This is a genomic window from Streptacidiphilus pinicola, assembly GCF_003258295.1.
Classification (GTDB): domain Bacteria; phylum Actinomycetota; class Actinomycetes; order Streptomycetales; family Streptomycetaceae; genus Streptacidiphilus; species Streptacidiphilus pinicola.
This window is the reverse complement of sequence record NZ_QKYN01000207.1, coordinates 1-12,212: the sequence shown is the minus strand read 5'-3', so window position 1 is coordinate 12,212 and position 12,212 is coordinate 1. Positions and strand designations below refer to the sequence as shown.

General features: G+C 71.4%; 9 protein-coding genes. All 9 read right to left on the bottom strand.

Going from position 1 to position 12,212, the window contains the following annotated elements:
- Positions 1-1,120, bottom strand: a 1,120-nt coding sequence (gene ftsZ / locus DN069_RS36985; protein ID WP_243640299.1) for a cell division protein FtsZ, incomplete at its 3' end; no start/stop codon positions are given.
- A 228-nt stretch (positions 1,121-1,348) separates the two neighbouring features.
- Entirely contained in the window at positions 1,349-2,131 is a 783-nt protein-coding gene (locus tag DN069_RS36980) for a cell division protein FtsQ/DivIB (RefSeq protein ID WP_165845805.1), read from the bottom strand.
- The gene (gene murG / locus DN069_RS36975; RefSeq protein ID WP_111507635.1) at positions 2,124-3,230 is read right to left on the bottom strand and encodes an undecaprenyldiphospho-muramoylpentapeptide beta-N-acetylglucosaminyltransferase; all 1,107 of its coding nucleotides are present in this window, start codon (positions 3,228-3,230) and stop codon (positions 2,124-2,126) included. Before murG ends, DN069_RS36980 begins: the two co-directional genes overlap by 8 nt.
- Positions 3,231-3,236: 6 nt before the next feature.
- Positions 3,237-4,520: a putative lipid II flippase FtsW gene (ftsW, locus tag DN069_RS36970; RefSeq protein ID WP_207892399.1), complete on the bottom strand. Its 1,284-nt coding sequence runs from the start codon at positions 4,518-4,520 to the stop codon at positions 3,237-3,239.
- An 81-nt stretch (positions 4,521-4,601) separates the two neighbouring features.
- The gene (gene murD / locus DN069_RS36965) at positions 4,602-6,017 is read right to left on the bottom strand and encodes a UDP-N-acetylmuramoyl-L-alanine--D-glutamate ligase (RefSeq protein WP_243640291.1); all 1,416 of its coding nucleotides are present in this window, start codon (positions 6,015-6,017) and stop codon (positions 4,602-4,604) included.
- Positions 6,018-6,043: 26 nt separating this feature from the next.
- On the bottom strand, positions 6,044-7,105 hold the full coding sequence (gene mraY, locus DN069_RS36960; protein ID WP_111507633.1) for a phospho-N-acetylmuramoyl-pentapeptide-transferase: 1,062 nt from the start codon (positions 7,103-7,105) through the stop codon (positions 6,044-6,046).
- Positions 7,105-8,538, bottom strand: a complete 1,434-nt coding sequence (locus DN069_RS36955) for a UDP-N-acetylmuramoyl-tripeptide--D-alanyl-D-alanine ligase (protein ID WP_111507632.1) — start codon at positions 8,536-8,538, stop codon at positions 7,105-7,107. The genes mraY and DN069_RS36955 overlap by 1 nt, the downstream gene beginning before the upstream one ends.
- 7 nt (positions 8,539-8,545) lie before the next feature.
- Positions 8,546-10,201, bottom strand: coding sequence for a UDP-N-acetylmuramoyl-L-alanyl-D-glutamate--2,6-diaminopimelate ligase (locus DN069_RS36950; RefSeq protein ID WP_111507631.1), 1,656 nt, complete (start codon positions 10,199-10,201; stop codon positions 8,546-8,548).
- 52 nt (positions 10,202-10,253) lie between these two features.
- On the bottom strand, positions 10,254-12,212 hold a 1,959-nt coding region (locus tag DN069_RS36945; protein ID WP_111507637.1), incomplete at its 5' end, for a peptidoglycan D,D-transpeptidase FtsI family protein.

Sequence of the window (12,212 nt, the reverse complement as noted above, 5' to 3'; positions counted from 1 at the left end):
GGCGCGGGGTGTCCTCGGCGCGGGGGACGCTGCCCAGCGTGTGCATGCTGCGGCCGGTCGCGGTGGAACCCGCCCCCGGGGAGCCCGCGGAGGCCCGCGGGAAGTCCGGGGTGGTGGCCGGGCGCTCGCTGGTCGACGCGCGGACGATCGGCTCGCGGACGATCGGCGTCGGCTGGCCGCCGTCGAAGCCGGCGGCGATGACGGTGACGCGGACCTCGTCGCCGAGCGCGTCGTCGATGACCGCACCGAAGATGATGTTCGCCTCGGGGTGCGCGGCCTCGCTGACCAGCTGCGCGGACTCGTTGATCTCGAACAGGCCGAGGTCGGAGCCGCCGGAGATGGAGAGCAGCACACCGCGGGCGCCGTCGATGGACGCCTCCAGCAGCGGCGAGGAGATCGCCATGACCGCCGCCGCCTTCGCGCGGTCCTCGCCGCGCGCCGAACCGATGCCCATGAGCGCGGAACCCGCGCCGCTCATCACGGACTTGACGTCCGCGAAGTCGAGGTTGATCAGACCCGGGGTGGTGATCAGGTCGGTGATGCCCTGGACACCGGAGAGCAGCACCTGGTCGGCGCTGCGGAACGCGTCGAGGACGCTGACCTGCCGGTCGGAGATGGAGAGCAGGCGGTCGTTGGGGATGACGATGAGGGTGTCGACCTCCTCGCGCAGCTGCGCGATGCCGTCCTCCGCCTGGTTGGCGCGGCGGCGTCCCTCGAAGGTGAAGGGGCGGGTGACCACGCCGATCGTCAGTGCGCCGAGCGAACGGGCGATGTTCGCGACCACGGGCGCGCCGCCGGTGCCGGTGCCGCCGCCCTCTCCTGCCGTCACGAAGACCATGTCGGCCCCCTTGAGGACCTCCTCGATCTCCTCGCGGTGGTCCTCGGCCGCCTTGCGGCCGACCTCCGGGTTCGCTCCGGCGCCGAGACCGCGGGTGAGCTCACGGCCCACGTCGAGCTTCACGTCGGCGTCGCTCATCAGCAGCGCCTGGGCATCGGTGTTGATCGCGATGAACTCGACGCCCTTGAGCCCGACCTCGATCATCCGGTTGATGGCGTTGACGCCGCCGCCGCCGATACCGACGACCTTGATGACTGCGAGGTAGTTCTGCGGTGCTGCCACGTCGAAGGCCTCTCGCCTCGGATCTGTCTACTCACCCTAAACATGAGGTTTAGAGTTAATGCTATGTCACTGCTGCATTATCCACTGTCACTAGGACAGTAGGCATCGCGCCTTGCCGGTTCAACGGACACGCCGAGCAAGCGGCTTTTTATTGTTGAGCCTATGTGATCTAAGGTCCCTGCACGTACACGGGGGGTCAACAAGCGTCAGGGCAGAACAGACGGTCCGTCAAGAGCGCAGTGCGGGATCGGTCGGTGCGCTCACGTCGTAACCCTTGGCGTCCTGCTTCAACAGCGCCGCGAGCACGACCGCCTTGCGCGGGCTCTGTTCGGGACTTCCCCAATACACCGTGCCCGAAGGGCCGGTGAGCGTCAGCTCGATGTCGTCGTACGAGTGCACGACCACCTGGGAGGTGCGCCTGGCGATGGCCGGCGGAAGGGACTTGGCCACCTCCACCGCGCCCGCGACCAGCACCGTCTCGGGAAACTGCGCCAGCGCGCCCCGGCCCGAGGACGAGAGCGCGAGCTGCACCACCGGCACCCCGGCGGGCGGCGTGGGGAGAGTGGCGAATCGCACGCCCGTGGTGTCCTCGAGCGTGTATCCGCCGTGGTCGCCGCGGACCGCGGCGACGGGGTTCCGCTCGGTCACGGTGATCTGCACCGCGTGCGGCCAGGACGTCGAGACGTCGGCGTGGTCGACGCGCGGCAGCGCCTTCTCGACCCGCGCCTCCACGGCCCCCGTGTCCAGTCGCTCCAACGGACCGCCCAGCGGAACCTGGGCGGCCCGCAGCACCTGATCCTTCGTCAACGACCGGACCCCGACCACGGTGACCGTGCGCACGTCGAAGACCGAGGAGAACCAGACGAGCCACACACCGGTGCCCAGCAGCGCGACGACGAGTCCGCACAGCACGACGATCCCCCGGCGGGACAGCCTGAGCCCGGGCCGGGGCGGTCGCTCCTGATCGGCGACCGACTCGGCCTGCTCCTCGACCCCGACGGACTCAGCCACGCCTGCGGCCACCCCGGTGCGCGTCGATCGCCTCGTACACCATCTGCGCCAGCAACTGGTCCGCGTCGCGGCGGCCGAACTCGGCGGCGGCGTGGGACATCTGCCACAGGCGCTGCGGGTCGGTCAGCACCGGCAGGACGTTCTGCAGCACCCACTCCGGGGTCAGCTCGGCGTCGTCGATCAGCAGACCGCCGCCCGCGCGCACGACCGGCTGCGCGTTCAGGCGCTGCTCGCCGTTGCCGATCGGCAGCGGCACGAAGACGCCCGGCAGGCCGACGGCCGCCAGCTCGGCCACGGTCATCGCGCCGGCCCGGCAGAGCATCAGGTCGGCGGAGGCGTAGGCGAGGTCCATCCGGTCCAGGTAGGGCAGCGCGCGGTACGGCGGCATGCCCGGCAGGTCGTTCGTCGGCGGCAGCTCGTTCTTCGGGCCGACCGCGTGCAGGATCTGCACGCCGTACTGCTGCAACCGCGGGGCGACGGCCTGGATCGTCTCGTTCAGGCGCCGCGCGCCCTGGGAGCCGCCGGAGACCAGCAGGGTGGGCAGGTTCTGCTCAAGGCCGAAGTACTGCCGCGCCTGCGGGCGGGCCGCGCCGCGGTCCAGGTTGGCGATGGTGTGCCGCAGCGGGATGCCGATGTAGCGGGCCTTCGGGAACTTGCTGTCCGGGGTGGCCACGCCCACGTAGTCGGTGTACCGGGAACCGATCTTGTTGGCGACGCCGGGGCGGGCGTTGGCCTCGTGGATGACGATCGGCACGCCGCTGCGCTTGGCCGCGAAGTAAGCCGACATGGAGACGTAGCCGCCGAAGCCGACGACCACGTCGGCCTTGGTGCGCTCCAGGATGTCCTGGACGGCCTTGACGGTGTTGCGCAGCCGGCCCGGCAGGGTGATCAGGTCACCGGAGGGCTTGCGCGGCAGCGCGACCTTGGGGATCAGCGCCAGGTCGTAGCCCCGCTCGGGCACCAGTCGCGTCTCCAGCCCCTGCTCGGTCCCGAGCGCGGTGATGCCGACCGTGGGGTCGTTGCGCCGCAACGCGTCAGCCAACGCGAGTGCGGGCTCGATATGACCGGCGGTACCACCGCCGGCGAGGACCACATGCACCGAAATTCACCGCTCCTTGTGGGGCCGCCGGAGGAACCGGCGCCGATCCTGCTTGTTTCCCTTGCTCCTGCGCTTGCTCCGCGCGGCGAGCGCCGCCTTCGCAGTCGGCTCGCTGCGTGCGAAGCAGAGCAGCAGGCCGATCGCGAACATGGTCGGCAGCAGCGCGGACCCGCCATAGGAGAACATCGGGAGCGGGACGCCCGCGATGGGCAGAAGTCCCAGCACCGCACCGATGTTGATCATGGCCTGGGCCATGATCCAGGTGGTGGCGCCTCCCGCTGCGTACCTGATGAACGGCTCCTTCGTGCGTACGGCCACGCGGATACCCGCATACCCTAGTGCCGCGAAGAGAACGAGCACCGACACCGTCCCCGCCAGACCCAACTCTTCACCGGTCACGGCGAAGATGAAATCGGTGTGCGGCTCGGGCAGCTGACCCCATTTCTGCACGCTCGCCCCGATCCCGGTCCCGAAGATCCCGCCGGACGCCAGCGCCCAGATGCCGTGCACGGCCTGGAAGCAGGAGCCGTCCGCGCCGACCTGCGTCGCGCCGATGCAGCCCAGCCGGGAGAGCCGGTGCGGCACGGTGATGATGAGCACGGCGCTGGCCAGCAGCGCGAGCAGTGCGCTCGCGCTGAACAGGCGCGCGGGGGCGCCGGCCATCCACAGCAGCCCGAAGAGCAGCGCGCAGATGATCATCGCGGTGCCCATGTCGCCGCCGGCGAGGACCAGCGCGAGCAGCAGGAAGCCGACCGGCACGAGCGGGATCAGCAGGTGCTTCCACTCGCCGAGAGTTTTCATCTGCTGTTTACGAGTGAGCAGATCGGCGGCCCAGAGCACCAGCGCCAGCTTGGCGAACTCGGAGGGCTGGATCTGGAAGAACCCGCCGAGCCGGAGCCAGTTCCGGTTGCCGTTCACCTCGACGCCGACGCCCGGCACCATCACCGCGAGCAGCAGCACGAGGACGCCGAGCAGCAGCGGATACGCCAGCGCGCGGTGGGTCCTGACGGGCAGCCGGACGCCGAGGAACATCAGGCCGGCGCCGATGACGACGGAGATGAGCTGCTTCTTGAAGTAGTAGTCGAACGGCAGCCCGTCCAGCCGCGCCTGGATCTGCGAGGCGGAGAACACCATCATCAGACCGAGGACGAGAATCAGCGCGGAGGAACCGAGGATCAGGTAATACGGCGTCAACGGCCGTGCCAGCCCTCGCTGGAACCGTCTCCACGCCGCCTGGAGTCCCGAGAACCGGCTGTAGGACCGGAAGGTGGCGACGTTCGCTTCCGGCACTTCGGTGGTCCTCTCCCCGGTACAACGACTATCGGCGAATGACCCTACCGGGTCACCCGCCGATGGTCGTGGAGGCGCTGCCTACAACGCGTGCACCGCGGCGGCGAAGAGGTCGCCGCGCTCGCCGTAGTTGGTGAACATGTCCATCGACGCGCAGGCGGGGGCCAGCAGGACGGTGTCGCCGGACTCGGCGAAGCCCGCCGCCGCGTCGACGACGGACTCCATCGCGGCGGCGCCCACCACCCCGTCGGGGAGTTCGAAGACGGGGATGTGCGGGGCGTGCTCGGTGAGCGCCGCGCGGATGACCGCGCGGTCCGCGCCCATGAGGACGGCGGCGCGCAGGCGCGGGGCCGCGGCGGCGACGAGGTCGCCCATCTCCGCGCCCTTGGCGAGGCCGCCGGCGATCCAGACCACCGACTCGTACGCGGCCAGCGAGGCGGCCGCAGCGTGCGGGTTGGTCGCCTTGGAGTCGTCCACGTAGGCGACCCCGTCCACCTCCGCCACGAAGGCGATCCGGTGGGCGTCCGGCCGGAACGCCCGCAGACCGTCGCGGACCGCGCGCGGCTCGACGCCGTAGGCACGGGCCAGGGCGGCGGCGGCGAGCGCGTCGGCAACGTTGTGCGGGGCGCTGGGCTGCACGTCCTCGACGGAGGCCAGCTCGGCGGCCGCGTGGCGGCGGTCGGTGATGAAGGCGCGGTCGACCAGCAGGCCGTCCACGACGCCCAGCTGGGACAGGGCCGGCGCGCCGAGCGTGAAGCCGACGGCGCGGCAGCCCTCCTCGACCTCGGCCTCGCGCACCAGGTGCTCGGTCGCCGGATCGGCGACGTTGTAGACGCAGGCGACGACGTTGCCCTCGTAGATCCGGCCCTTGTCGGCGGCGTAGGCCTCCATGGAGCCGTGCCAGTCGAGGTGGTCCGGCGCGAGGTTGAGCACGACCGCCGAGTAGGGGCGCACGCTGGGCGCCCAGTGCAGCTGGTAGCTGGAGAGCTCGACGGCCAGGACGTCGTACGGCTCCTCGGCCAGCACCGCGTCCAGCACGGAGACGCCGACGTTGCCGACGGCGGCGGTGCGCTTGCCCGCCGCGGTCAGGATCGAGGCGAGCATCCGGACCGTGGTGGTCTTGCCGTTGGTGCCGGTGATCGCGAGCCACGGCGCGGGCTCGCCCGTCGCCGGGTGCGGGCGGCGCAGCCGCCAGGCGAGCTCGACGTCGCCCCAGACGGGGATGTCGAGCTTGTCCGCGGCCTGGAAGAGCGGTGCGTAGGGCGGCCAGCCGGGAGCGGTGACGATCAGCTCGGTGTCGTCGGGCAGCGAGTCGCCGTCGCCGAGGCGGACGGTGACGCCGAGCGCGCGCAGTTCCTCGGCCTGGGCCTGCTGACGTGGGCCGTCACCGCCGTCGACGACGGTGACCACCGCGCCGAGGCCGTGCAGCACCTTGGCCGCGGGGACGCCGGAGACGCCCAGACCGGCCACCGTGACGTGCAGGTTCTCCCAGTCCATACCGCTCGCGCCCTCCGCACCGCCCATCAGGATGTGACCCAGCCAGCGTAGAAGAGGCCGAGCCCGACGGCGACGCACAGACCCTGAATGATCCAGAAGCGGACCACGATGAGCACCTCCGACCAGCCCTTCAGTTCGAAGTGGTGCTGGAGTGGTGCCATCTTGAAGACGCGCTTGCCGGTCATCCGGAACGAACTGACCTGGATGATCACGGACAGGGTGATCAGCACGAAGAGGCCGCCGAGGATGGCGAGCAGCATCTCGGTGTGGGAGCAGATCGCCAGACCAGCGAGTGCGCCACCGAGGGCGAGGGACCCGGTGTCACCCATGAAGATCTTGGCCGGCGAGGTGTTCCACCACAGGAAGCCGAAGCAGGCGCCCATCAGCGCGGCGGCGACGACGGCAAGGTCGAGCGGGTCGCGGACCTGGTAGCACTGGGCGCCGGCGGTGGCCGCGGTGGCGCAGGTCTGGCCGTACTCCCAGATGCCGATGAAGACGTAGGCGCCGAAGACCATCACCGAGGCGCCGGTGGCCAGGCCGTCCAGTCCGTCGGTCAGGTTCACGCCGTTGGACATGGCCAGGATCATGAACAGCGCCCAGAGGGCGAACAGCACCGGGCCGAGCGACCAGCCGAAGTCGGTCACGAAGGACAGCTTGGTGGAGGCCGGGGTGGTGCCCGCCGGGTCCGGGAAGCGCAGCGCGCCGACAGCGAAGACGATGCCGACGATCAGCTGGCCGGCCATCTTGGCCTTGGCCCGCAGACCGAGCGAACGCTGCTTGACGATCTTGATGTAGTCGTCGAGGAATCCGACCAGGCCCATGCCCGCGAACAGGAAGAGCACCAGCATGCCGGAGATGGTGGGCTTGGTGCCCATGATCAGGTGCGTCAGCGCGTAACCGACCAGGGTCGCCAGGATGAAGGCGATACCACCCATGGTGGGGGTACCGCGCTTGCTGTGGTGCGCCTGCGGGCCGTCGTCGCGGATCATCTGGCCGTAGCCGTGGCGGGCCAGGATCCGGATCAGGACCGGGGTGCCGACCAGCGAGAAGAACAGGCCGAACGCCGAGGCGAAGAGGATCGCCTTCATCAACGACCAGCCTCCCCGGTCGAAGTGCCGGCCGCGTCCTGCGTGAGCAGGGCCGCGGCGACCTTCTCCAGACCCACCGAACGGGACGCCTTCACCAGGACCACGTCCCCCGGTCGGACCTGCTCCCGGAGCAGCTCGATCGCGCTATCCGCGTCGGGCACCAGCACCGATTCCTCACCCCACGAACCTTCGTTCCTCGCGCCCAGCTCCATGCAGGCCGCTTCCCGGCCGCCCACCGCGACCAGGGTCGCGATGTTCAGCCGGACCGCGAGCCGGCCCACGGCATCATGCTCGGCGAGGGAGTCCTCGCCGAGTTCCCGCATCTCCCCCAGGACCGCCCAGGTGCGGCGTGCCTCGGGTCCCCTCCCGCCGATCGCGGCGAGCGCGCGCAGGGCGGCCCGCATCGAGTCGGGGTTGGCGTTGTACGCGTCGTTGATCACGGTGACGCCGTCCGAACGCTCCGTCAGCTCCATCCGCCACTTGGACAGGCTCCCGGCCTCGCTCAGCGCGGCGGCGATCCGCTCGACGCCCAGCCCGCACTCGGTCGCGACCGCGGCGGCGGCGAGGGCGTTGCTCACGTGGTGCTCACCGTAGAGCTTCAGAGCCACCGGCGCGGAACCGCCGGGTGTGCTCAAAGTGAACGAGGCACGCTGCAGTTCGTCGAAACGGACATCGTCCGCCCGCACGGTCGCGTCCGCGGCCTCGCCGTAGAAGGTGACCCGCGCGTTGGTGCGCGCGGCCATGGCGCGCACGAACGGGTCGTCCCCGTTCAGCACCGCCACGCCGTCGGCGGGCAGCGCCTCGACGAGCTCGCCCTTGGCCTCGGCGATGCCCTCGCGACTGCCGAACTCGCCCAGGTGGGCGGTGCCCACGTTGATGACCAGACCGACCTTGGGCCGGGTGATCCCGCACAGCTCGGCGATGTGGCCCTTGCCGCGCGCGCCCATCTCCAGCACCAGGAACTCGGTGTCCTGCTGCGCCTTCAGGGCGGTCAGCGGGAAGCCGATCTCGTTGTTGAACGAGCCCTCGGTGTAGACCGTGGTGCCCTGACCGCCCAGCAGCTGCGCGATGAGGTCCTTGGTGCTGGTCTTGCCGGTCGAGCCGGTCAGCGCCACGACGGTGGTGTCCGTCAGGCGCGCGGTGACGGCGCGGGCCAGCCTGGCCATCGCCTCCAGCACGTCGTCGACCAGCACGGCGGCCACGCCGACCGGACGGGACGCCAGCACCGCGACGGCACCGGACTCGGTGACGGCGCGCGCGGCGTAGTCGTGGCCGTCGACCCGCTCACCGACCACGGCGACGAACAGCGCGCCGGGCGTGACCTGGCGCGAGTCGTGCACCACGGGACCGGTGACCCGCGCCTGCGGGTCCGGTGCGTCAACGAGCGTCCCTCCGGTGGCCTCGGCCACCTCCGCGAGGGTCAGGGGGATCACGTCGGCTCTACTCCTCGACGTCCGTGGGAGCGGACTGGGCAGTGGTAGTAGCAGGGGTGGTGGTGATGGCGTCGCGCAGCACGACGCGGTCGTCGAACGGGCGGACCTCGCCCTTGGCGTACTGGCCGACCTCGTGGCCCTTGCCGGCGACGAGGATCGAGTCCCCGGCGTGGGCGCGGGCCACGGCGGCCGCGATGGCGCGGGCGCGGTCGGGCTCGACCAGCACGTCCCCGCGCTCGGCCTCCGGCACCTCGACGGCGCCGCCGAGCATCGCGGCGAGGATCGCCAGCGGGTCCTCCGAACGCGGGTTGTCGCTGGTCAGGATGGCGGTGTCGGCGTAGCGGGCGGCGATGGCGCCCATCGGGCCGCGTTTGAAGGGGTCACGGTCGCCACCGCAGCCGACGACGACTAGGACCTGACCCTTGGTCACCTCGCGCAGCGAGCGCAGCGCACCCTCCAGCGCGTCCGGCTTGTGCGCGTAGTCGACCACGGCGAGGTACGGCTGTCCGGCGTCCACCTGCTCCATCCGGCCCGGCACCCCCGGCACCGCAGCGACCCCGGCGACGACCGCCTCCAGCGGCAGCCCGGCGGTGACGGCGGCGGCGATCGCGGCCAGCGCGTTGGCCACGTTGAACGGGCCGGGCAGCGGCGAGGAGGCGTCGGCGGCAAGGCCGTTCGGGCCGACGACACGGAAGTGCGAGTCGGCGTGGCCCAGTTGCACCTGCTCGGCGCGCCAGTCGGCGGCCGGGTCACCCTCGGCGGAGTAGGTGACGACCGGGATCTCGGACTCGGCGGCCAGGCGGCGACCGTAGCGGTCGTCGAGGTTGACCACGCCGACGCGGGCCCGGCGCGGCGTGAACAGCTGCGCCTTGGCCCGGAAGTAGTCGTCCATGTCGGGGTGGAAGTCGAGGTGTTCCGGCGTCAGGTTGTTGAAGACGGCCACGTCGTAGACGACGCCGTCGACCCGGCCGAAGACCAGCGCGTGGCTGGAGACCTCCATGGCGACCGCGTCCGCGCCCGCCTCGCGCATCATCGCGAGGACCGCGTGCAGGTCGGTGGCCTCGGGGGTGGTGCGCTCACTCTTGATCCGGGTCTCGCCGACCCGCATCTCGACGGTGCCGAGCAGGCCGGGCGTGCGGCCCGCGCCGCGCAGCGCGCCCTCGAGCAGGTAGGCGGTGGTGGTCTTGCCGCTGGTGCCGGTGACGCCGATGGAGAGCAGCTGTTCGGCGGCGCGCCCGTAGATCGCGGCGGCCAGCTCGCCCACCCGGGCCCGCGGCTGCTCGACCACGAGCAGCGGGACACCGGCCTCGGCGGCGCGCTCGGCCCCCGCGGCGTCGGTCAGCAGGGCCACGGCCCCGGCCGCGACGGCCTGGGCGGCGAAGTCAGCACCGTGCGCGTTGGCGCCGGGCAGCGCGGCGTAGACGTCCCCCGGACGGACCGCACGCGAGTCGTGGGTGATCCCGGTGACCAGGACGTCCGCGGCACCCGACACACCCAGGCCGAGCAGCGCGGCGACCTGCGCGAGGGCGAGGCCGTCGGTGGTCCGGGGACGGAGCGAAGGCTGATCACGATGGGGCACGGCGGTGAGGTTACCCGTACCGGTGCTCTCGGAGCCAAGTGGGGAGTTCATTGCCATGTGCATGCCGCCGTCCGTGCTGGTCATGTGAGGGTATCGCCATCCATTTCCGTCGACTGTCACGTTCCTATGACGCTTCTCACCAGTTGACCGGCAGGTTCGCGGCGGGCGCGCCGGTCGGCGGGACGTCCAGGGACTTCAGCGCGAACTCCATCACCTGCTTGAAGACCGGCCCGCAGAGGGCGCCGCCGAAGTGTGCGCCGACCGGCTTCTGGATCACGCAGGAGACCGTCAGCCGCGGCTTGTCCGCGGGCGCGAAACCGATGAACGAGGCCGTGTAGCCGCTGTAGCCGGAGGCCGTGGCCCTGTTCGCGGTACCGGTCTTGCCGGCGACCAGGTAGCCGGGGATCTGCGCCATGGTGCCGGTGCCCTGCTCGCTGCCGACGACGGACTGCAGCATCGCGGCCAACTGCCTGGCCACGTCCGGGCTCACCACCCTGGTCGTGGCCGGCGCGGGCGTCGGCGTGTAGCGGCCGTCCGGCCCGGTGATCCCCTCCACCAGCGTGGGCGCGACCCGCACGCCGCCGTTGGCGATGGTCGAGTAGACCGAGGTGGTCTGCAGCGCGTTCACGGCCAGGCCCTGGCCGAACGGGATGGTGTACTGCTGCGAGCCGTTCCACTTCTGCGGCGGCGGCAGGATGCCCTGCGTCTCGCCCGGGAAGCCGAGCCCCGAGGGCTGGCCGATGCCGAACTTCGTCAGGTAGTCGTAGAGCACCTGGTTGGCCTGGGACTGGGTGCTGCCCAGATGCTCGGCCGCGAGGATCGTGCCGATGTTGGACGACTGCGCCAGCACGCCGTTCAGCGTCAGCTGCTCGGTGCCGTGCGCCACGTCGTCGTGGAACACCCGGTCCGCGCGCGGCAGCGCGCCCGGCACGGTGACGTGCGTCTCCGGCGTCGCCACGTTCTGCTGCAGCACCGCCGCCATCGTCATCAGCTTGCTGACCGAGCCCGGCTCGTACGCGTCGCTCAGCGCGGTGTTGCCGATCGCGTTCGGGTCCGCGTGCGCCAGGTCGTTCGGGTCGAAGCCCGGGGCCGTCGCCATGGCGAGCACCTTGCCGTTCGTCACGTCCTGGACGATGACGTAGCCGCCGAGTGCCTGGCTCCTGGACACCTCGTCGGAGATCGCCTTCTGCGCCTCCCACTGGATGTCCCGGTCCAGCGTCAGCCGCAGACTCGACCCCGGCACCGGCGCGGTCTCGTGCTGGCCGCCCGCGGTGGGCACCTCGCGCCCGTTCGCCTGCGCGTACACCTGCTTGCCGTCGACGCCCTTCAGCAGCGCGTCGTACTGCTGCTCCAGACCGCCGGAGCCGACGCCGTCGGCGTTGACGAACCCCAGCACGTTCGCGGCGAGGCCGCCGTCCGGGTACACCCGCTTGTCGTGTCGAGCGTGGAAGATCGCCGCGACCGGGTTGGCGCAGACGTCGTCGACCCGCCCGTCCGCGCCGGCCTTCAGCGCGAGCGTGTTCTCCACCAGGCAGTGGCCGGAGCCGGCCTTGTTCGCCAACCGGTTGTTCAGCGCGGTGATCTGGGCCCAGGTCTGCGGCGTCTGCTGCTTGGCGACCAGACGGTACATGTCCGTCTTCGGGTTCTTCGCCGTCAGCGCCTGCTGCAGCTTCTGCTGGTCCTGCCCGAGGATCGACGCGAGCAGCGCCGCCGCCTGCGCGGGGCCGTCCGTGGTGTGCAGCTGCTCGGGGGTGAGCATGGTCGGGTCGGCGGTGATGTCGTAGGCGGTGACGGTGGTCGCCAGCACGTTGCCGTCGGCGTCGGTGATCGTCCCGCGCTGCGCCGCGAGCGCGGTGGTGACGTACTGGTTGGCCTTGGCCTCGAAGGCGAGCGCGGTGGAGTCCAGGAACTGCAGCTGCACCAGCCGACCGGCGAACAGCGCGAACACCGCGCCGAGCGCGACCCACATCACCCGCAGCCGCTTCCGCGGCTCCCCGAGCCGCAGCGTGCCCCCACCGGGCCCCGGCCGCCTCGGCGCGGGCGGCCGCGGGCGCGCGGGCGCGCTCCCCCGCGCGGGCGCTTCACTGCGCGACGC